This is a genomic window from Pseudomonas sp. rhizo66 (genome assembly GCF_031931925.1).
Classification (GTDB): domain Bacteria; phylum Pseudomonadota; class Gammaproteobacteria; order Pseudomonadales; family Pseudomonadaceae; genus Aquipseudomonas.
On sequence record NZ_JAUJWZ010000022.1, the window covers coordinates 19,306 to 40,146 of the forward strand.

At 60.4% G+C, this 20,841-nt stretch carries 17 protein-coding genes; 5 read left to right on the top strand and 12 right to left on the bottom strand.

The annotated features are described in order from the left end of the window. Positions 1–60: 60 nt before the first annotated feature. From QZR14_RS23495 to QZR14_RS23535, 9 genes are all read right to left on the bottom strand, one after another. Positions 61–879, bottom strand: coding sequence for a phosphoglycolate phosphatase (locus QZR14_RS23495; RefSeq protein WP_250607950.1), 819 nt, complete (start codon positions 877–879; stop codon positions 61–63). Beyond that, entirely contained in the window at positions 876–1,550 is a 675-nt protein-coding gene (gene rpe, locus QZR14_RS23500) for a ribulose-phosphate 3-epimerase (protein ID WP_311997871.1), read from the bottom strand. Before rpe ends, QZR14_RS23495 begins: the two co-directional genes overlap by 4 nt. Positions 1,551–1,664: 114 nt before the next feature. After that, positions 1,665–2,813 carry an iron-containing alcohol dehydrogenase gene (locus QZR14_RS23505; RefSeq protein ID WP_311997872.1) on the bottom strand — a complete coding sequence of 383 codons (1,149 nt, stop codon included), beginning with the start codon at positions 2,811–2,813 and terminating at the stop codon, positions 1,665–1,667. Between the two features lie 391 nt (positions 2,814–3,204). Next, on the bottom strand, positions 3,205–4,029 hold the full coding sequence (locus QZR14_RS23510; protein WP_093097808.1) for an ABC transporter permease: 825 nt from the start codon (positions 4,027–4,029) through the stop codon (positions 3,205–3,207). 12 nt (positions 4,030–4,041) lie between these two features. Beyond that, positions 4,042–5,289, bottom strand: a complete 1,248-nt coding sequence (locus tag QZR14_RS23515; protein WP_311997873.1) for an ABC transporter permease — start codon at positions 5,287–5,289, stop codon at positions 4,042–4,044. Between the two features lie 178 nt (positions 5,290–5,467). Next, a complete protein-coding gene (locus QZR14_RS23520; protein ID WP_123454004.1) occupies positions 5,468–6,511 on the bottom strand; it encodes an ABC transporter substrate-binding protein in 1,044 nt (347 codons plus the stop codon). A 48-nt stretch (positions 6,512–6,559) separates the two neighbouring features. Beyond that, on the bottom strand, positions 6,560–7,684 hold the full coding sequence (locus tag QZR14_RS23525; protein WP_311997874.1) for an ABC transporter ATP-binding protein: 1,125 nt from the start codon (positions 7,682–7,684) through the stop codon (positions 6,560–6,562). A gap of 287 nt (positions 7,685–7,971) precedes the next feature. Continuing rightward, positions 7,972–8,601 carry a response regulator gene (locus QZR14_RS23530; RefSeq protein ID WP_093441901.1) on the bottom strand — a complete coding sequence of 210 codons (630 nt, stop codon included), beginning with the start codon at positions 8,599–8,601 and terminating at the stop codon, positions 7,972–7,974. Positions 8,602–8,705: 104 nt separating this feature from the next. After that, positions 8,706–11,099, bottom strand: coding sequence for a PAS domain-containing sensor histidine kinase (locus QZR14_RS23535; RefSeq protein ID WP_311997875.1), 2,394 nt, complete (start codon positions 11,097–11,099; stop codon positions 8,706–8,708). 73 nt (positions 11,100–11,172) lie between these two features. Between QZR14_RS23535 and QZR14_RS23540 the strand changes: the two genes are divergently transcribed. Beyond that, positions 11,173–12,156 (top strand): alpha/beta hydrolase family protein, encoded by a 984-nt coding sequence (locus tag QZR14_RS23540; protein ID WP_311997876.1) that lies wholly within the window; start codon positions 11,173–11,175, stop codon positions 12,154–12,156. Positions 12,157–12,279: 123 nt separating this feature from the next. Here the strand turns inward: QZR14_RS23540 and QZR14_RS23545 are convergent, their stop codons facing one another. Genes QZR14_RS23545 through QZR14_RS23555 form a run of 3 tightly spaced genes read right to left on the bottom strand, consistent with a single transcriptional unit; the run spans position 12,280 to position 14,736 of the window. Next, positions 12,280–13,047, bottom strand: a complete 768-nt coding sequence (locus QZR14_RS23545) for a TerB family tellurite resistance protein (protein ID WP_250607945.1) — start codon at positions 13,045–13,047, stop codon at positions 12,280–12,282. Between the two features lies 1 nt (position 13,048). Then, positions 13,049–13,720, bottom strand: a complete 672-nt coding sequence (gene murU / locus QZR14_RS23550; RefSeq protein ID WP_311997877.1) for an N-acetylmuramate alpha-1-phosphate uridylyltransferase MurU — start codon at positions 13,718–13,720, stop codon at positions 13,049–13,051. Further along, positions 13,717–14,736 carry an aminoglycoside phosphotransferase family protein gene (locus QZR14_RS23555; RefSeq protein ID WP_311997878.1) on the bottom strand — a complete coding sequence of 340 codons (1,020 nt, stop codon included), beginning with the start codon at positions 14,734–14,736 and terminating at the stop codon, positions 13,717–13,719. Before QZR14_RS23555 ends, murU begins: the two co-directional genes overlap by 4 nt. Positions 14,737–14,866: 130 nt before the next feature. On the opposite strand from QZR14_RS23555, the gene QZR14_RS23560 reads away from it, so the two are divergent. From QZR14_RS23560 to rsmA, 4 genes are read left to right on the top strand one after another with little or no spacing between them, the layout of a single operon-like run. Further along, positions 14,867–17,668, top strand: a complete 2,802-nt coding sequence (locus QZR14_RS23560; RefSeq protein ID WP_311997879.1) for an LPS-assembly protein LptD — start codon at positions 14,867–14,869, stop codon at positions 17,666–17,668. Further along, on the top strand, positions 17,649–18,965 hold the full coding sequence (gene surA / locus QZR14_RS23565; protein ID WP_442967420.1) for a peptidylprolyl isomerase SurA: 1,317 nt from the start codon (positions 17,649–17,651) through the stop codon (positions 18,963–18,965). The genes QZR14_RS23560 and surA overlap by 20 nt, the downstream gene beginning before the upstream one ends. Beyond that, positions 18,962–19,951 carry a 4-hydroxythreonine-4-phosphate dehydrogenase PdxA gene (gene pdxA / locus QZR14_RS23570; RefSeq protein WP_311997880.1) on the top strand — a complete coding sequence of 330 codons (990 nt, stop codon included), beginning with the start codon at positions 18,962–18,964 and terminating at the stop codon, positions 19,949–19,951. Before surA ends, pdxA begins: the two co-directional genes overlap by 4 nt. After that, positions 19,948–20,766: a 16S rRNA (adenine(1518)-N(6)/adenine(1519)-N(6))-dimethyltransferase RsmA gene (rsmA, locus tag QZR14_RS23575; protein WP_122604309.1), complete on the top strand. Its 819-nt coding sequence runs from the start codon at positions 19,948–19,950 to the stop codon at positions 20,764–20,766. The genes pdxA and rsmA overlap by 4 nt, the downstream gene beginning before the upstream one ends. The last annotated feature ends 75 nt before the right edge of the window (positions 20,767–20,841 follow it).

A 20,841-nucleotide genomic window follows, 5' to 3' on the forward strand; every position in this document is an offset into this window, starting at 1 on the left:
TGGTGTGAGGGGCAAATCAGTCAGGTATGCAAACGCGCCGGCAGGCCGGCCAGGAACAAGTCAGGCGCGCCAACGCCAGCGGGCCAGGGCCTTGATGACTTTCATCCAGAGTTTGCGAGTGACCACCACGATGGCGTTTCCAGAATGGGATTGAGCAGCGTCGGGCAACGTTATCTCAGCGGCCGAACCGAGGCAACCGGGAATTAGCTTGCGCAGATCGTCGATGACCAGCGCCGGTGATTCTTCGGCAATCGGTCGGCCGTGGTTGTAGCCATAGCTCAGCGCCACGCATTTGACCCCCGCCGCTTTCGCCGCCAGCACGTCGCTGCGTGAGTCGCCGACGAACAGCGATTGCGAGGCCGGGATGCTGGCCATTTTCATCACAAAGAACAGCGCCGCTGGGTCAGGCTTCTTCTGCGGCAAGGTATCGCCACCGATGATCCACTTGAAATAGCGGCCGATCTTCATCTGATCGAGCAGCGGCGCGACGAAACGCTCCGGCTTGTTGGTGATCAGCGCCATGGCCACGCCTTGCTTGTGCAGCCACTTGAGGGTTTCGCGCACGCCGGGATAGACCACGGTCAGCTCATGGCTGGCACCGTAGGCGTCCATGAATACTTCCAGAGCGTGCTCGGCTTCGACGTCATCGACCGCCGAATGATCGATGCCACCGGCCAAGGCGCGGCGCACCAGGACCGGCGCGCCGTTGCCCACCCACTCGCGCACCGAGTCGATGCCCACCGGTTGACGGCCGAGGGAGAGCAGCATGGTGTCCACCGCGGCTGCCAGGTCCGGAACCGAGTCGATCAGTGTGCCATCCAGATCGAACATCACCAGCCGTGGCAGTTTCCCCGGGAACAGCTGCTCAAAACCGCTCATGGGCGAGCCAGCGCCAGTTCGGAACGCATCTTGTCGATGACTTCCTGATAGTTCGGCGTGTTGAAGATTGCCGAGCCGGCAACAAAAGTGTCAGCGCCAGCAGCGGCGATTTCGCGGATGTTGTTGACGTTGACGCCACCGTCGATTTCCAGACGGATGTCGCGGCCCGAGGCATCGATGATCGCCCGCGCTTCGCGCAATTTGTCGAGGGTGCCGGGAATGAACTTCTGCCCGCCGAAGCCCGGGTTGACGCTCATCAGCAAGACCATGTCGACCTTGTCGATCACGTACTTGAGCACGTCCAGCGGCGTCGCCGGGTTGAACACCAGACCGGATTTGCAGCCGCCTTCACGGATCAGTTGCAGCGAACGATCAACGTGCAGCGTGGCTTCCGGGTGGAAAGTGATGTAAGTCGCGCCGGCTTCGATGAAGTCGCCAACGATACGATCCACCGGGCTGACCATCAGGTGCGCATCGATCGGCGCGGTGACGCCGTACTTGCGCAATGCCGCGCAGACCATCGGACCGATGGTCAGGTTTGGCACGTAGTGGTTGTCCATGACGTCGAAGTGGACGAAGTCGGCGCCCGCGGCGAGAACGTTGTCTACTTCCTCGCCAAGGCGGGCGAAGTCGGCGGAGAGAATCGACGGAGCAATTACGAAGGGCTGCATGACGCACCTTTTCTGAGCTAAATCACGATGGCGCGCATTGTATACCTCAAGTTTCCAAGCGCGCACCGTGACCGCGATGATTGGGTTATGCCATGACGGATGAGCGGCGCTGACTCAATACGCCGCGCGATAAATCTTCTCGATGTCGACAGCGCTGAGTTTGCGCGGGTTGTTGCGCATCAACCGCTCAATGCCCGCCGCCTCTACGGCCATCGCCGGGATCGCTTCTTCCGGGACACCGAAACTGCGCAGGCCGGCCGGAATTTCCACCGCCGCGCACAAATCGGTCATCGCCTGCACGGCTTTGTCTGCCGCTTCGGCTGCGCTCAGATGAGCAGTCTTCACCCCCATGGCTTCGGCAACATCCTGCATGCGTTCGACGCAGGCCATCTTGTTCCAGGTCATGACATACGGCAGCAGCAAGGCATTGCTGACGCCATGGGCAATGTTGAATCGCCCGCCCAGCGGATACGCCAGCGCATGCACCGCGCCGACCCCGGCATTGCCGAATGCCATGCCGGCCATCAGGCTGGCGGTGGCCATGTCTTCGCGGGCCTGCAGGTTGGCACCGTTGGCATAGGCTTTGGGCAGAGCCTTGGCGATCAGCTTGATGGCGCCGAGGGCCAAAGAGTCGGTGATCGGCGAGGCATTCACCGACAGATAGGATTCGATGGCGTGCACCAACGCGTCGACGCCACTGGCGGCAGTGACGCTGCGCGGACAGGTCAGGGTCATCTGCGGACTGACCAGCGCCACGTCCGGTAATAGAAAGTCGCTGACGATGCCTTTCTTCAGTTGCGCGACTTTGTCGGAAAGGATGGCGACATTGGTCACTTCCGAACCGGTGCCGGCGGTGGTCGGGATGGCGATCAGCGGCGGGCCCTTGCGTGGCACTTGGTCGACACCGAACAGGTCTTCCAGCGCACCGTGATAACCGGCGTACGCGGCAACACTTTTGGCAATGTCGATGGCACTGCCGCCACCGAGGCCGATCAAGCCGTCATGCCCGCCTTCGCGGTAAACGCGCATGCAGTCTTCGACGATGGCGATTTCCGGGTCGGGCAGCACGCGGTCGAAAATCTCGTAGTCGCGCCCACCGAGTTGCACCAGCGCCAGCTCCACGGTGCCGGATTTGACCAGCGCGGCGTCGGTGACGATCAGTGGGTTGTCGATATCCAGACGCGTGAGCTCAGCGGCCAGTTGTTCGATGGCGGCGGCGCCGGTGATCAGTTTATGAGCGATTTTGAACTGGGACAGACTCATCGTGCGCAGCCTCTTATAGATGTGGGAGCTGGGCACAAGATTAGCTGGGGATTTGGGGTTGTCTGCTATTCAGGTGGTGAATGACCCATTGAGGGCAAGAGCAAGAGCCCCTCACCCTAGCCCTCTCCCCGAGGGAGAGGGGACTGACCGAGTTGTACTCTCGCAATACACCGACCTGAATTACCTAGTCGAACTCAGGTTTTGAAAACCATAAAGATCTGCTCCCGTTCCCCTGAAGGTAAAAAGACTGACCGAGGTGGATGGGAGAGGCGCACCGACTTGCGATACCGAGTCGAATACAAACTATGAAAAGCACAACGATCTGCTCCCTTCCCCCTCGCCCCCCCTGGGGGAGAGGGCTGGGGTGAGGGGGTGGCTTTTGATCTGGCCGTTAAACCTGGGCGGTACGTAGTTTTTCGCTACGCCCGCGCAGCCATTCCAGGGTCAGCAGCAGGATGACGGAAAAGGCGATCAGCAACGTGGCGGCAGCCGCAATCGTCGGACTCAAGTTCTCGCGAATCCCGCTAAACATCTGCCGAGGCAACGTCGCCTGCTCAGGCCCGGCGAGAAACAGCGTCACCACCACCTCATCAAACGAAGTCGCAAAGGCAAACAGCGCCCCGGAAATCACCCCCGGCGCAATCAGCGGCAAGGTCACCCGGCGGAACGCCGTCAGTGGCGATGCGCCAAGACTCGCCGCCGCACGCACCAGATTGTGGTTAAACCCCTGCAACGTCGCCGACACCGTGATGATCACAAACGGCACGCCCAGTACCGCGTGCACGACAATCAGCGAGAAGAAGCTGTTACCCAAACCCAACGGCGCGAAGAACAGATAACTCGCCACGCCGATGATCACCACCGGCACCACCATCGGCGAAATCACCAACGCCATCACCAAGGATTTGCCGGGGAAGTCGCCACGGGTCAGGCCGATCGCCGCCAGCGTACCGAAAATCATCGCCAGCACCGTCGCCGCCGGGGCGACGATGATGCTGTTCTTCAGCGCGCGCATCCATTCCGCCGAAGCGAAAAAGTCGTGATACCACTGCAGCGAAAAGCCTTGCAGCGGATAGACCAGAAAACTGCCCGAGTTGAACGACAGCGGCACGATCACCAGTACCGGCAGAATCAGGAACAACAGAATCAGGCCGCAGAGAATCCGCAGGCTGTAGAACCACACCCGTTCGATGGGCGACATGTAAGGACTCAGCATTTCGAATTCCCCTTAGCTCAGGCGCAGGCGACTGGCGCCGACCAGCCAGCTGTAAATCAGATAAAGCACCACGGTCGCCAGCAGCAACAGCCCGCCCAGCGCGGTGGCCATGCCCCAGTTGATGCTGGTGTTGGTGTAGAAAGCGACGAAGTAGCTGACCATTTGATCGTTCGGGCTGCCGAGCAGCGCCGGGGTGATGTAGTAGCCGATGGCGAGGATGAACACCAACAGGCAACCGGCGCCGACACCGGCATAGGTCTGCGGGAAGTACACCCGCCAGAAACTTGCAAACGGATGGCAGCCGAGAGAAATCGCCGCGCGCATGTAGGTCGGCGAGATGCCTTTCATCACGCTGTAGATCGGCAGGATCATGAACGGCAGCAGGATGTGCACCATCGAGATGTACACGCCGGTGCGGTTGAACACCAGTTCCAGCGGTTTATCGATGATGCCCATCGCCATCAGCGCGCTGTTGATCAGCCCGCCCGATTGCAGCAACACGATCCACGCCGCGACGCGTACCAGAATCGAAGTCCAGAACGGCAGCAGCACCAGAATCATCAGCAGGTTGCTTTGCCGCGATGGCAGGTTCGCCAGCAGGTAAGCCAGTGGATACGCGAGCAGCAGGCAGATCACGGTGATGACCAGACCCATCCAGAAGGTGCGGGCGAAGATGTCGAGGTAGATCGCCTGATCGGGGGTGGCCGGAGCGATTTCGCCGAGGTCGTCGATGCGATGGTCGACTGCCGCCAACAGGTAATACGGGGTGATGCTGCTGGTGTTGCGTTTCACCGCTTGCCAGTAGGCCGGATCGCCCCAACGCTCGTCGAGGCCTTCCAGTGCTTCTTTATAGGAGGCCGGTTCGCTGGCGAACGGCAGCGCCCGGGCGGTTTTGGTCAGCAGGCTGCGATAGCCGGCCAGCTCCATGTTCAAGCGCTTGGACAGATCGCCCAGCGTCTGGTTTTTGCGCGCTTCGGCGAGGTCTTCGCCGGCAGCTTTGTAGACCGGTTCAGCGGGCAGGCCACGGCCGTCCCAACTGGCGATGGCCGCCACGGTGCGCGGCATGCCGCCGACCACTTCGGGGTTGCCGACGCTTTTGTAGAGCAGCGCCACGATCGGCACCAGAAACACCAGCAACAGAAACAGCACCAGCGGCGCAATCAGCGCCTGCGCCTTCCAGCGGTTGACCCGCTCGGCGTGCTTGAGCTTCTGCTTCAAGGTGGGGCTGTTGACCTCGTTCAGGGGAACGGCGATGGCCATGACGTACTCCGCAAATCTCTGGATGGGCGGCATCACGCACTGTGATGCCGCATTACATCAACACTCAAAAATCACACCACCCCTGTAGGAGCTGTCGAGTGCAACGAGGCTGCGATCTGTTGATCTTGAAAGGCAAATCAAAAGATCGCAGCCTTCGGCAGCTCCTACAGACGAAGGATTACTTCGCAGCCCAGGAGTTGAAGCGCTGCTCCAGTTGCTCGCCGTTGTCAGCCCAGAAGCTGACATCGATCTGCACCTGGTTGGCGATGTTTTCCGGGGTGGTCGGCATGTCTTTCAGAACATCCTTGGCCAACAGCGGTACGGCTTGGGTGTTGGCCGGGCCGTAGGCGATGTTTTCCGAGTAGGTCTTCTGCTGCTGTGGCTGTACCGAGAAGGCGATGAACTTCTTCGCCGCTTCCGCGCGCTTGGCGTCCAGACCTTTCGGGATGGCCCAGGCGTCGAAGTCGTAGATGCCGCCGTTCCACACCACTTTCAGGTTGGATTCTTTCTGCACCGCCGCGATGCGACCGTTGTAGGCCGAGCTCATCACCACGTCACCGGAAGCGAGGTATTGCGGCGGTTGCGCGCCGGCTTCCCACCATTGAATGCTTGGTTTCAGCTCATCGAGTTTCTTGAACGCACGGTCCTGACCGTCCTTGCCGGCGAGCACTTTGTAAACGTCTTTCGGCGCCACACCGTCGGCCATCAAAGCGAATTCGAGGGTGTACTTGGCGCCTTTGCGCAGACCACGTTTGCCCGGGAATTTCTTGGTGTCCCAGAAATCCGCCCAACTGGTTGGCGCGGTTTTCAGCTTGTCGGCGTTGTAAGCCAGTACGGTCGACCAGACGAAAAAGCCCACGCCGCACGGCTGGATCGCGCCTTTGACGTAGTCTTCAGTCTTGCCGAACAGTGCCGGATCGAGTTGTTCGAACATGTCTTCGTCGCAACCACGGGACAGCTCTGGCGATTCAACTTCGACCAAGTCCCACGACACGCTCTTGGTATCGACCATGGCTTTGACCTTGGCCATTTCGCCGTTGTATTCGCCAGCGACGATCTTGCCGTTGCCCGCTGCTTCCCACGGTGCATAGAAGGCTTTGACTTGCGCCGCCTTGTTCGCCCCGCCAAACGACACCACGGTCAAATCCGGGCCAGCCGCCATCGCGCTGGCCGCACCCATCAGGCCCAGGGTCAGGGCGGTGAACTTCAGGGATCTCAACATTTATTGTTCTCTCCACGTGCAGGGTTGGTGTTGGTATTGCCGGGGCGATCAGTTCGCCTCTAGAAGAGGATCAAGCGCGCGCACGTGCTCGATCTGCCAGCCAAGCGGAACCACGTCCCCGACCGCGAGCGCTGGATCGAGCTCGGCAATCGGTTGTTTCACGAAGAAGTCGGTCTTGCCACAGACTTCCAGGCGCACCCGGACGTGGTCGCCCAGATAGATGAATTCCGCCACCCTCCCTGAGAAGCGGTTGACACATTGATCGCTCGAGCCGTTGAGGCTGACGCGCTCCGGACGGATCGACAGGGTCACCGGTTCGCCGGTCTGGCCGACGTTGACCGCCAGCGCCTCGACCTTTTCGCCACGGCCCAACTCGACCACGCAGCGCTCGCCGCTCTGGCTGAGCAAGCGGCCGTTGAGACGGTTGTTCTCACCGATGAAATTGGCAACGAAGGTGTTTTTCGGCTCTTCGTAAAGGGTGCGTGGAGGCGCGATTTGCTGGATTTCGCCTTGATGGAATACCGCCACGCGGTCGGACATGGTCAGTGCTTCACCCTGATCGTGGGTCACGTAGACCACGGTCACGCCGAGGCGCTGGTGCAGGTGTTTGATTTCCATCTGCATGTGTTCACGCAGTTGCTTGTCGAGGGCGCCGAGGGGTTCGTCCATCAGCACCAGTTGCGGTTCGAACACCAGCGCGCGGGCCAAGGCCACACGCTGTTGCTGACCGCCGGACAACTGCGCCGGGTAGCGCGAGGCAAACGCGTCGAGCTGAACCATGCTGAGGACTTTCTTCACGCGGTCGCTGACATCACTTTTGTTCAGCCCACGCACGGTCAGCGGGAATGCGAGGTTTTCCGCGACAGTCATGTGCGGGAACAGCGCGTAGTTCTGGAACACCATGCCGATGTCGCGCTTGTGCGGCGGCACGTTATTGATAGAGCGCCCGGCCAGCAGAATCTCGCCAGCGGTCGGTGTTTCGAAACCGGCAAGCATCATCAGGCTGGTGGTCTTGCCGGAACCGGACGGCCCGAGCAGGGTGAGGAATTCGCCTTTGCGAATGTCCAGGTTGAGGTCTTTGACGATCAGGTTCTCGCCGTCGTAGCTCTTCTGCACTCCACGAAAGCTGACCAGCACATCGCTGGCCCCTGCGTTTGTTTCGACCTGGCTCATACCCACACCTTTGTTGTTGATGACTGCTTGTGGGTTAAGCCTAGTGGCTGCTGACAGCCGCGCAAATCGGGGCGCAGGAGAGAATCGCCTCAGCCGGATGGAAGGTTGGGGGTAGGGATTGCCCTACAAGGATGGCGCTAATGGATAAGGCAGTGACAAGCGACAAGCTGCGAGCCACAAGCAATGGCAAAAACGCGTGTCGCTTAGGGATATGCGCACAATCCGGATCCAAAGCAGATCCCTTGTGGGAGCGAGCCTGCTCGCTCCCACAGGGGGAACAGTGCTGCTTAAAGGAGTTTGTGTTCCATCGCGTATTTGACCAGTTCGGCCAGCGAGGTGATGTTGAGCTTCTGCATCAGCCGCGCCTTGTGAGTGCTGATGGTTTTGCTGCTCAGGGCCAGTTGCTGGGCGATGTCGTTGACGTTGGCGCCCTGGGCCAGGCGCTCGAACACCGAGAACTCGCGCTCGGACAGCAACGAATGCAGCGGCCGAGCATCGGTCAGGCCGACTTCGAAGACCATGCGATCGGCCAGATCCGGATCAATGTATCGCCCACCCGCCGCGACTTTGCGAATGGCCGTGAGCAACAGCGCCGGATCACTGTCCTTGGTCGCATACCCGGCCGCGCCGACCTTCAGCGCCCGCGCGGCCATCTGCGCTTCGTCGTGCATCGACAGCACCAGGATCGCCGGTGGATTGTTCAACGCCCGGATTCGCGGGATCGCCTCAAGACCATTGACCCCGGGCATGGAGATGTCGAGCAGCACCACTTCGCATGGCACATTGCGCAGGGTCTCGAGCAATTGCTCACCATTGCTCGCCTCGCCCACCACTTGCAGATCCTTGGCGAGGCCGATCAACTGCTTGATGCCTTCGCGAACGATGGTGTGGTCTTCGGCTACCAGTACACGGATCACTTGCACTCTCCTCGGTTGTTGTTTTAAGAGCAAAAGATCGCAGCCTTCGGCAGCTCCTACAGGGGAACGCGATCAATGCAGGAGCTGCCGAAGGCTGCGATGTTTCAGCGATCTACCGGCACCCACACTTTAAGGCTGGTGCCCTCCCCCGGCTCACTCTCCAGCGTCAACCGCCCGCCCATGATCAGCACCCGCTCGCGCATGCCCACCAGACCAAACGAAGTCGGCCGACCGGCAGCGGGGACAAATCCTACGCCATCATCACTGACCGTCAGACACAATTCGTCGCCCGCAAGCGCCAGCGTCAGTTCCACAGTATGCGCCTGGGCATGGCGCATCACATTGGTCAGCGCTTCCTGCAGAATCCGGAACAGACCAATTGCCTTGGCATCACTGAGCGCCGGCAGATTGTCCGGCACCTGCACCAGACACGGGATCTGCGTACGCGCCTCGAAGCGCCGCGCTTGCCACTCGATCGCCGAGGCAATCCCGGCATCGAGAATCGGCGGGCGCAGCGCCGTCGCCACATCGCGCACCAATTGAAACAACTGGGCAATCAGGCGTTTCATGCTGTTCAACCGTTCGTTCAGACCGGGATCGAGTTGCGCGTAGGCCAATTCGCACATCGAAGTTTCCAGTTTCAGCACCGTCAACATTTGCCCCAGCTCATCGTGAACCTCACGGGCAATTCGCGCCTTTTCTTCTTCGCGCACGCTTTCAAGGTGCGCCGACAGTTCGCGCAGTTGCTCACGGGAGGCCGCCAGCTCCAGTTCGATACGCTTGCTCTCGGAGATGTCCCAGACGATGCCGTCCCAGACGTAAGCGCCATCCTCCAGTTGCCGGGTGATCGCCTTGATCTCGGCCCAGCGCTGCTCGCCCTGACGCGTGAGGATCCGGCCCTGCCATGACCAGTCACTGTCGGTGTCCAGCGCCTGATCCTGAGTGCGGTGATAACTCGCCTTATCGTCGGGATGCACCAGGCTGCGCAAGCCCATGTCGCGATGGGCAATAGCAGCCGGGGCGTAACCGACCAGCGTTTCACTGCCCTCGCTGATGTAGGCAAAGTCGATCTGCCCGGTCACCGGCGCCCGCTCCAGCCGGAACACCAGCCCCGGCACGTTGGCGGCGATACCTTGCAGACGCGCCTCGCTTTCCTGCAACGCCGCCAATGCGCGTCGACGCTCGGTCACATCGGTGAGGTAAACCACCAGGTATTCGCTGTCGCGAAAGCGCAGAAAACTCAGTGACACGTCAGCAGGCAGAACACTGCCGTCGGCGCGCACGCAACTGGTTTCGAAACTCAGCGGCCCTTCTTCGCTGGCCCGCGCGCGCTTCCACAGATTGAGCCAGCGGTCCATGTGCAGCCCCGGCTCGAAGTCGATCAATGGCCGTTCGATCAGTCCGCCGGAGGGATAGCCGAGCATGATTTCCGCCGCGCGATTGGCGTAGCGCACATGGCTGTCCCAGTTGACCCAGAGGATACCGACGGTACTTTGATCGATGGAGAACTGCGTCAACCGCAGCGCTTCTTCGCTGGCCGCGCGCAAGGCGATGTCTTCCCGGGCAGCCAGTAATCGCTGCTCAAGGCTGTGCTGTTGGCGGCGTTGCCAGAACACGATCGCGACACAACTGAACAGCATCACCGCAAACAACAGACTGAGGTTCTGCCAGAAGCCGGGCGACTCCGACAGTCGCGGGTATTTCGGTTGCAGCCATTGGTTGTGCAATTGCTCCAGATCCTTGGCCGGGATCGCGCGCAAGGCACTTTGCACGATGCCGGCCAGCTCCGGCCAATCGCGGCGCGAGCCGACGCGCAGCAGTTGCGGCAGGCCGATATCGCCGACCACCACCAGCTCGGCGAACTCCGGCTCGACAGACAAACGTCCGAGTTGCGCCTCATCGACCACGGCGTAGGCGGCCTGCTGACTCAGCAGCAACTGCAAGGCTTGACGCTCCAGCGGCACGCCTTGCAGGTTCAGGTGTGGATAGTTGCTGCGCAGATAGTCCGCGGTGGAGCTGGGCATGCGCACGGCGACACGGACCTGGCTGTCGAGTTTTTCCAGATCGACCACGCCACTGGCCTTCTGCTCACTGACCACCAGTTGCGGCACGCGCATGTAGGGATCGGAGAACTGCCATAGACGCAATGCACTCGGGGTTTGACTCAAGCCCGGAGCGATATCGATCTCGCCCTCACGCACGGCGGTTTCCAGTTGTGCGAGATCCTGAAAATTGCGCCAGCTCAATTCGACATTGAGCGTCCTGGCCAACAACTTCATCAGCTCGACGTTGGCCCCGGACAGCCGCTGCAAACGCCGATCGTATTGCGCATAGGGCGCTTGCAACACCAGACCGACGCGCAATTCATTGTGTTGTGCCAGCCATTGCTGCTGGCTCGCCGACAACTGTGCGAGATGTGACGGCAGCGCAGGCGCCGCCCAGCCCATCAAGGGAACCCATAAACAGCCGATAACCCACAGGCAGCAAAATCGCTTCATTGAAGTCTCATACACTGACAAATTCTGACCAACCCATTAGGCTGCCGGGATACTTTCTGGCCTGGAATAACCGATGCCCTCTGTCTACCGCCTGGCAATGCCAGCATTGTGCCTGTCGCTGCTCCTGCCTTGTGCGTTTTCCGTCAACGCCGCCGACCCCGCCCCTGCGGCGGAAAAACCGGCAGAAGAACAACCGGCCGAACGCCAGCCACTGCTTGAGCGTAGTCAGGAAGAGGCCGCCGCACTGGAACGTAAAGTCCCGGCGCAAGAACAGCAACAGTTGCAGGCCGGCACCGACACCTTCCTCGCCCTGTGGAAACCGGCCAACACCGCCGAACCGAAAGGCGCGGTGATCATCATCCCCGGCGCCGGCGAAACGGCTGACTGGCCGCAGGCAGTCGGTCCATTGCGGCACAAATTGCCCGATGCAAAGTGGAGCAGCCTGAGTATCACCCTGCCCGACCTGCAAAGCGACGCCATCGCACCGCGCGTGGTTGCAGCGCCGGCTGCGCCGAAAGCGCCGGAGTCAGGCAGCAAGGACGCCACCACCGCGCAGCCGATCGAGCAAGCCGCCGGCGGCGAAGCCGAGGTGGCGGATCAAGTGGTCGCCGAAACCACTGAAGAACAATCCAAGGCAGACGCCGAACGAATCTTTGCGCGCATCGACGCCGCGGTTGCCTACGCCGAGCAGCAGAGCGCACGCAGCATTGTCGTGCTCGGACACGGCACTGGCGCCTATTGGGCCGCACGATACCTGAGCGAGAAACAAACGGCGCAGGTAGAGAAGTTCGTCATGGTCGATGCGCAGATGCCAGCCAAAGCCAAGCCGCCACTGGCCGAGCTGACGCCGACACTGAAGCTGCCAACGGCGGATATCTTCTATATGGACAAACCGCTGGATCGCAACGCCGCACTGGAGCGCATGCAGGCGAGCAAGCGTTTGAAGACGTCGGCGTTCAGCCAGGTTGCGCTGAAGGCTTTGCCGGACAACAAGGCTGAGCAGGAACAGTTGTTCCGTCGGGTGCGTGGCTGGTTGAGTCCACAGAACACAGACTGACCGACAAACCGCGTCGCCCCCTTCGCGAGCAGGCTCGCTCCCACATTGGATCTGCGCACACAATCCATTGTGGGAGCGAGCCTGCTCGCGAAGAGGCCAGCGCAGACGATACACATCTAACGGTTAGCGAAAATCCCGCCGTTCACGAATCAACGTGTAGGCAGTGTGCAGCTCCCGGGTTTTCTCGGTCGCTTCACGCACCTGCGCTGGCGTCGCTCCCGTACCGGCAATCTTGTCCGGGTGATGACGACTGAGCAGGCGCCGATAGGCCCGTTTGATCTGCGCCGGTTCACTGGACGCCGACACGCCCAATAAACGCATCGCCTCCTGATAGCTCACCGCAGCACTGACGATCGGACGCTTGCCCGGTTCGTAATCACTGGCCAGCGCCTGCACCTGATGCGTCGTCCAGCCGAGCCACTTGCCCCATTGCGCCAACAACTCACGCTCGCTGACGCCCGCGCGGCCATCGGCCCAGACCATCCGCCAACACGCCCGCAAGACACCTTCGGCCGCATGGGGCTGAGCGCTCAAGCGCCGCAGATAACCGCGCAGATTGTCATTTCCAGACTTGCCACGGTTGAACGCCGCAATGGCGCGTCGCGTCGCTGGCTCACTCATCTCCAGCGCACGCATCTCGTTACGCGCCTGCTGGATATGCCCGTCGGTAACCCGCCCGTCACTTTTGGCCAGACGCCCGAGCAACACAAACAGCAGCTCGTCGTTGCGCAACATCGGCCGACCGCCGAGCTTTTCCCGCAGATGCCCAAAGCTTTGCAGGTTCAGGCGCCGATCCAGCGCCTGCCCCAACAATGCCCCCAGCATGGCCCCCGGAATGCTGGCAATCGCAAAACCCGCTCCGGCTCCAATCAGAGTCCCTGGCCACAACATGTCAGCGACTCGCTTCTATCAATGCTTCAGCTTCGGCCAGACGCTCGTGCGTGCCGACGTCCACCCAGTGACCTTTCAGACGCTCGCCCGTGACTTCGCCAGCTGCCATGGCGTTGCGCAACAGTGGTGCCAGTTTGAAGGCGCCGTCAGTGCAGCCGTCGAACAGCTGTGGATGCAACACGGCGATGCCGCTGTAGGTCAGGGTTTCCGCGTCCGGCTGGCCGTCGATTACCTGACCGTCGAGCAAAGTGAAATCACCGCTCGGGTGATGCGCCGGGTTGTCGGCCAGTACCAGATGCGCGAGTCCGTTGATCGGCTGGTGCAGGACGCTGAAGTCGTAATCGGTCCAGATATCGCCATTGACCACAAGAAAGGCATCGTCACCGAGCAACGGCAAGGCACGGAAAATCCCGCCGCCGGTTTCCAGTGGTTCGCCTTCCGGTGAGTACTGAATGCTCACGCCAAACTGCGAACCGTCACCCAGATAATCCTCGATCTGCTGACCGAGCCAGGCGTGGTTGATCACGATCTCGTTGAATCCGGCGGCCGCGAGGGCGCGCAGGTGATATTCGATCAAGGGCACGCCACCCGCACGTACCAGCGGTTTCGGCGTGGTCAGGGTCAGCGGGCGCATGCGCTCGCCTTTGCCCGCCGCCAGAATCATTGCCTTCATGCTGTTGCTCCACCCCGCAGGCTGGTGAACAGCGCTTGCAGTTCCGCCAGTTCAGGACGACGCGCAATCACCGCTTCTATATAGGAGAAGAAACGTGGCACGTCGGCCAGATAACGCGGCTTGCCGTCGCGGTGGCAAATGCGCGCGAAGATCCCGATGACTTTCAGATGACGCTGCACGCCCATCAGATCGCTGGCGCGCAGGAAGTCTTCGAAATCCGGCTGCACTGGAATGTTCAGCGCCGAGGCTTGCTGCCAGTATTTTTCCAGCCAGCCGCGCACACGTTCTTCGGGCCAGCTGAGGAACGCGTCCTTGAACAGGCAAGTCACGTCGTAGGTCACCGGGCCGTAGACTGCGTCCTGGAAATCCAGCACGCCGGGATTCGGTTCGCTGAGCATCAGGTTGCGCGGCATGTAGTCGCGGTGCACCAGCACTTTGGGTTGAGCGAGTGCGCTGTCGATCAGCAGGTCGCTGACCTGCTGCCACTGTTGTTGCTGGGCCGAGTCGAATTCGATACCGAGTTCACGCTTCACGTACCACTCGGGGAACAGTTCCAGCTCTCGGCGCAGCAAGGCAACGTCGTAACCTGGCAACGGTGCGACCATCGGCAACTGCTGAAAAGCCAGCAGCGCTTGCAGGGCATCGGCGAACAATGCGTCGGCATTTTCGCCATCGATCACGTCAAGATAGGTCTTGTTGCCCAGGTCATTGAGCAAAAGAAATCCGCGCTCAAGGTCCTCGGCATAAATTTTCGGCACATTAATTCCGGATTTCGCCAGCAAAAACGCGATATCCACGAACGGTTTGCAGTTTTCCTGGGGTGGCGGAGCGTCCATCACGACGAAGCTGCGACCCTCGCCTTCCCAGCGGAAGTAACGGCGGAAACTCGCGTCGCTGCTGGCCGCAGTCAACGTGGCCGGGGGCACGGTGCCCCAGCCCTGATCTGCAAACAGGATTGCCAACTGCTCATCGAGCCAAACTTTCAGGTGTTGCAAGCGTACATCTTGGTCAGGCATTGCAAGGGTCTCCGACGGCGCTAGCCGTCAAGCGGGTCATGCTTTATTATCCAGCATCTTTTTCAGACCATCGAGAGGCGTGCGGCCCACACCGCGGGCAGATGGCACGCAGGAAGCCCGGACTAATAAGATGGCATTGAAATCCCCCGCGTTTCGTAAAAAATTTCCGTTGTTGGTAACCGGCAGTCTGCTGGCTATGCAACCTCTGGCCAGTCAATTCGTTGTTGCCGCCGAGCAGTATGACTGCTCCGTCTCGGCTTCGGGTGGTTGGGCCTGTGCGCCCAAATCAACCGCTGCTGCGTTGCCACCGCGTCCGGTGCATGACGGCAGTGCCGTCAGCGCTAGCGGCGAAGCGGCGACCGAGAACGGTTCGGGTGCAGACACAGCTCCTAAAACGGCGCTGGTCACCGAAGCCAAGGGCCGCGGTTTGAAATCCCGTAGCGAAGACTTCAGTCACCTCGACTGGGTTCCGCGCGAGAAGCTCACCGCCGCTCAACTGGCCGAGACCGGGCCTTACTGCTCTGGTGCCTATATCGAACCGATTCGTCCTGGCATGAATGACAAGACGAATAAAAGCGATGCTCCGACCTTTATCGGCGCAAAAGCCTCGCGCTATAACACCGATGATCAAGTCGGTACGCTGGCCGGTGATGTGGTCCTGCGTCAGGGCAGCATGCAGGTCGAATCCGACGAGGCCAGCCTGTATCAGGCCGAGAGCCGCGCCGAACTCAATGGCGATGTACGTATCCGCGACAACGGCGCGCTGATCGTCGGCGACCACGCCGATGTACAGCTCGACACCGGTGAAGCCAAGGTCGACAACGCGGAATACGTGATGCACAAATCGCGCATCCGTGGTAACGCGCTGTACGCCAAGCGTGCCGAAAACGCGATCATCCGTCTGAAGGACGGCACGTACACCACGTGCGAACCGAACAGCAACGCCTGGCAGCTCAAGGGCAACAACATCACCCTGAACCCGGCCACCGGTTTCGGCACCGCGACCAACGTGACGCTGCGCGTAAAAGACATTCCGATTCTGTACACGCCGTACATCTACTTCCCGATCGACGACCGTCGTCAGTCGGGCTTCCTGCCGCCGACCATCGGCAGCGGCAGCGACACCGGCTTCATGCTGGTCACGCCGTACTACTTCAACCTGGCCCCGAACTACGACGCCACGTTGTACCCGCGCTACATGAGCAAGCGTGGCATGTTGGTGGAAGGCGAATTCCGTTACCTGACCAAGTCGAGTGAGGGTCAGTTTGGTGCGGCGTATTTGAACGACGAAGACGATGAGCGCAAGCGTCAGTCCGACTACAGCGAGACTCGCTACATGTACAACTGGCAGCACAAGGGCGGTCTCGACTCCCGTGTGCTCACCCAGGTTGATTACACCAAGATCAGCGATCCGTATTACTTCCAGGACCTGCAAACCGATCAGATCGGCGTCAAGAGCGAAGATTTCGTCAATCAGCAGGGTTCGATCACCTATCGTGGTGACAGCTACACAGCGCGCCTGAATGCTCAGGCCTATCAGCTGGCGACCGTTTCGAACATCACGCCTTACGATCGTCTGCCGCAGATCACCTTCAATGGACAGCTGCCGTATCATCCTGAAGGCTTGAATTTCGATTATGAGACGGAGCTAGTCCGTTTCGACCGTGATCTGAGAAGTGGCACTTTTGTGCAGGAAGACGGCGTAACAACCGAACCGCGCCTGGACAACAACATTACGGGTCTGGCTCGTGCCAATGGCGACCGTTTGAATCTGAAACCGGGCGTCAGTCTGCCGATGAACTGGACTTACGGCTTCCTGAAGCCGTCGCTGAAGTACCAGTACACCCAGTACCAGCTGGACCTGGATAACACCGGTAAATCGCAGATCGATGCGATGACTGCCGAACAGAAAAAACTTAACGGCGAATTCGACAGCAGCCAGAACCGTGGCGTACCGATTGCCAGCATCGACAGCGGCCTGTATTTCGACCGCAACACGTCGTACTTCGGCAAGAACTACCGCCAGACCCTGGAACCACGTCTGTTCTACCTCTATGTACCCAAGGTCGATCAGGAAGACATTCCAGTATTCGACACCAGCGAATACACCTTCAACTACGCCTCGCTGTTCCGTGACAACCGCTTCTCCGGCGCCGACCGTGTCGGCGATGAGAACAAACTGTCGCTGGGTGTAACCAGCCGCTGGATCGAAGACAACGGTTTCGAGCGTCAACGCATCAGCGTCGGTCAGGCTTACTACTTCAAGGATCGTGAAGTACAACTGCCAGGCATCGCGTTCAAGGATCGCAAAGATGCCCAGTCCGATGTTTCGCCATACGCACTGGAATACGAATACCGCTGGAACCGCGACTGGCGCACCACGGCCGACTACAACTGGGATCCGGACAGCCGCAGCCCACGTTCCGGCAGTGCGATGTTCCACTACCAGCCTGAAGACAACCCGAACAAGGTTATCAACGCCGGCTATCGCTATCGCAACGACCAGGTTCGTTACGACCAGAACACCGGTAAATGGTCGGTGGGTGGTGGTGACTATGGCACTCCTGGCCAACCTGGCTACGTGAAGGACTACTACAAGATCCAGCAGCATGACTTCTCGGTCATCTGGCCGATCGTTCCGCAGTGGAACGCGATCAGCCGCTGGCAGTACGACTACAACCGCAACCGTACGCTGGAAGCCTTCGGTGGTTTCGAGTACGACAACTGCTGCTGGAAACTGCGCCTGATCAACCGTTACTGGGTTTCCTATGACGAGTTCAGCCAGGAAGCTCCGCAAAACGAAAAAGGCGACCATGGCGTCTTCCTCCAAATTGTTCTGAAGGGACTCGGCGGCCTGACCGGCGCCAAGGTAGAGAGCTTCCTCGACAAAGGCATTCAAGGTTATCGTGAACGTGAAGACCAAGCTTTCTGATTGTCTGCGCCCGCTGATGCTGGGCGCGCTGTTCCTGGGTACTGCGGCCAACGCCGCAGTACAGTCCATCGATAAAGTAGTAGCGATCGTCGACAACGATGTGGTCATGCAGAGCCAACTGGACCAGCGCGTCCACGAAGTGCAGCAGACCATCGCCAAGCGTGGCGGCGGCTTGCCGCCTCCTGGCGTACTGGATCAACAGGTGCTTGAGCGCCTGATCGTCGAAAACCTGCAATTGCAGATCGGCGAACGTTCCGGCATCCGCATCACCGATGAAGAACTGAACCAGGCGGTCGGCACCATCGCCCAGCGCAACAACATGTCGGTTGAGCAGTTCCGTGCCGCTCTGGCTCGCGACGGTTTGTCCTACGACGACGCCCGTGATCAGATCAAGCGCGAAATGATCATCAGCCGTGTACGTCAGCGTCGGGTGGCGGAGCGCATTCAAGTCTCCGAGCAGGAAGTGAAGAACTTCCTCGCTTCCGATCTGGGCAAAATGCAACTGTCCGAAGAGCTGCACCTGGCCAACATCCTGATCCCGACGCCGGAAAGCGCCAACTCTGATGCGATTCAGAGTGCTGCCCGTCAGGCCATGGAGGTTTACCAGCAACTCAAGCAAGGCGCTGACTTCGGCCAGATGGCCGTGGCCAAGTCGGGCAGCGACAACGCGCTGGAAGGCGGCGACATGGGCTGGCGTAAAGCCGCGCAACTGCCACCGCCGTTCGACCGCGAGTTGAGCAGCATGGCTGTTGGCGACATCACCCAACCTGCACGCACGCCGGGTGGTTTCATCATCCTCAAGCTGCTGGCCAAACGTGGTGGCGAAGCGCAGATGCGCGACGAAGTGCATGTACGTCACATTCTGGTGAAACCAAGCCCGATTCGCGATGAAGCGAAGACCAAGGCTCTGGTTCAATCCTTGTACGAGCGCATTCTGGCCGGTGAAGATTTCGCCACTCTGGCAAAAAGCTACTCCGAAGACCCGGGTTCGGCGCTCAACGGCGGCGACCTGAACTGGATCGACCCGAACGTACTGGTTCCGGAATTCCGCGAAGTGATGGCCAAGACTCCACAAGGTCAGCTGTCCAAGCCATTCCAGACTCAATATGGCTGGCACGTTCTGGAAGTCCTTGGCCGTCGCGCCACCGACAGCACCGAGCAGGCCCGCGAGCAGCAAGCCATGACCGTACTGCGTAACCGCAAATACGACGAAGAGCTACAAACCTGGCTGCGTCAGATCCGTGACGAAGCGTACGTAGAGATCAAACTCCCTGGTGCAGACCAGGCAGCGCAGTGAAACCCAAGCGTTTCGCGCTGACACCCGGCGAACCAGCCGGCATCGGTCCCGACCTGTGCCTGCTGCTCGCCTCGCGAGCCCAGCCACATCCCCTGATTGCCATCACCAGCCGCGACCTGCTCCTTGAGCGGGCCGCGCAACTGGGGCTGGCCGTCACTTTGCTGGATGTTGCGCCTGGCAGTTGGCCGGATGCCCCGGCGCCCGCCAACAGCCTGTATGTCTGGGATACTCCGCTTAGCGCCCCCGTGGTGGCTGGGCACCTGGACAAGGCCAATGCGGCTTTCGTTCTCGAAACCCTGACCCGCGCCGGCAACGGCTGCCTGAACGGCGACTTCGCCGGGATGATTACCGCCCCCGTGCACAAAGGCGTGATCAACGAGTCCGGCATCGCCTTCTCCGGGCACACGGAATTTCTCGCTGACCTGACCCACACCGCCCAAGTGGTGATGATGCTCGCCACTCGTGGTTTGCGCGTGGCACTGGTCACCACTCACCTGCCTCTGCGCGAAATTGCCGATGCAATCACGCCAGAACGGCTGGAACGCGTGACGCGGATCCTGCACAGCGACCTGCAAAACAAATTCGGCATCGCCCAGCCACGCATCCTGGTTTGCGGACTTAACCCGCACGCTGGTGAAGGCGGCCACCTGGGCCATGAAGAAATCGACATCATTGAACCGACATTAGAGCGCCTGCGCGGCGAGGGCATGGACCTTCGTGGCCCGCTGCCTGCCGACACTCTGTTTACCCCCAAATATCTGGAGCACTGCGACGCAGTGCTGGCGATGTACCACGACCAGGGTTTGCCTGTGCTTAAGTACAAAGGCTTCGGCGCTGCCGTCAACGTGACCCTCGGCCTGCCGATCATCCGCACGTCGGTTGATCACGGCACCGCCCTGGATCTGGCCGGCAGCGGCAAGATCGACACCGGCAGCCTGCAAGTCGCCCTGGAAACCGCCTACCAGATGGCCGAGACCCGTTTATGACAGAGCAATACCAACACAAGGCGCGCAAACGCTTTGGCCAGAACTTCCTGCACGATGCCGGCGTTATCGACCGCATCCTGCGCTCCATCAGCGCCAAGTCTGAAGACCGCCTGCTGGAAATCGGCCCGGGCCAGGGCGCACTGACCGCCGGCCTGCTGTCCTCCGGCGCACAACTGGACGTGGTGGAGCTGGACAAGGATCTGATCCCGATCCTCAACCAGCAGTTTGCCGGCAAGAGCAACTTCAACCTGCATCAGGGCGATGCACTGAAGTTCGACTTCAACAGCCTGAACGCCGCGCCGAATAGTCTGCGTGTGGTCGGCAACCTGCCGTACAACATCTCCACGCCGCTGATTTTTCATCTGCTGAACAACGCCGGCATCATTCGCGACATGCACTTCATGCTGCAGAAAGAAGTTGTCGAGCGCTTGGCCGCAGGCCCGGGCGGCGGTGACTGGGGTCGTCTGTCGATCATGGTTCAGTATCATTGCCGCGTGGAACACCTGTTCAACGTCGGCCCAGGTGCGTTCAATCCACCGCCCAAAGTCGATTCGGCCATCGTCCGACTGGTGCCGCACGCAGTACTGCCGCACCCGGCCAAGGATCACAAGTTGCTGGAGCGCGTCGTGCGCGAAGCCTTCAACCAGCGTCGTAAAACATTGCGCAACACCCTCAAGCAATTGCTCAGCAACGCTGAAATCGAAGCCGCCGGCGTCGATGGCAGTCTGCGTCCGGAGCAACTGGATCTGGCTGCGTTCGTACGTCTGGCCGACCAGCTCGCGGTACAAGTTCCGGCCTCCCCCGCCGCCGACTGATAGACGATGAACGCTATCGGGCAGGACGCCACTCTGGTTTACTGCCCGATACTTGCCTAGACTGATTCCCCATCA

Coding starts and splice junctions, on each gene's coding strand:
- QZR14_RS23510 (WP_093097808.1), bottom strand. CDS start 4,029: ATGCTGAGTCCTTACATGTCGCCCATCGAACGGGTGTGGTTCTACAGC.
- QZR14_RS23505 (WP_311997872.1), bottom strand. CDS start 2,813: ATGAGTCTGTCCCAGTTCAAAATCGCTCATAAACTGATCACCGGCGCC.
- QZR14_RS23535 (WP_311997875.1), bottom strand. CDS start 11,099: ATGAAGCGATTTTGCTGCCTGTGGGTTATCGGCTGTTTATGGGTTCCC.
- QZR14_RS23555 (WP_311997878.1), bottom strand. CDS start 14,736: ATGCCTGACCAAGATGTACGCTTGCAACACCTGAAAGTTTGGCTCGAT.
- rsmA (WP_122604309.1), top strand. CDS start 19,948: ATGACAGAGCAATACCAACACAAGGCGCGCAAACGCTTTGGCCAGAAC.
- murU (WP_311997877.1), bottom strand. CDS start 13,720: ATGAAGGCAATGATTCTGGCGGCGGGCAAAGGCGAGCGCATGCGCCCG.
- QZR14_RS23525 (WP_311997874.1), bottom strand. CDS start 7,684: ATGAGCCAGGTCGAAACAAACGCAGGGGCCAGCGATGTGCTGGTCAGC.
- QZR14_RS23515 (WP_311997873.1), bottom strand. CDS start 5,289: ATGGCCATCGCCGTTCCCCTGAACGAGGTCAACAGCCCCACCTTGAAG.
- QZR14_RS23540 (WP_311997876.1), top strand. CDS start 11,173: ATGCCCTCTGTCTACCGCCTGGCAATGCCAGCATTGTGCCTGTCGCTG.
- QZR14_RS23560 (WP_311997879.1), top strand. CDS start 14,867: ATGGCATTGAAATCCCCCGCGTTTCGTAAAAAATTTCCGTTGTTGGTA.
- QZR14_RS23520 (WP_123454004.1), bottom strand. CDS start 6,511: ATGTTGAGATCCCTGAAGTTCACCGCCCTGACCCTGGGCCTGATGGGT.
- rpe (WP_311997871.1), bottom strand. CDS start 1,550: ATGCAGCCCTTCGTAATTGCTCCGTCGATTCTCTCCGCCGACTTCGCC.
- QZR14_RS23495 (WP_250607950.1), bottom strand. CDS start 879: ATGAGCGGTTTTGAGCAGCTGTTCCCGGGGAAACTGCCACGGCTGGTG.
- QZR14_RS23545 (WP_250607945.1), bottom strand. CDS start 13,047: ATGTTGTGGCCAGGGACTCTGATTGGAGCCGGAGCGGGTTTTGCGATT.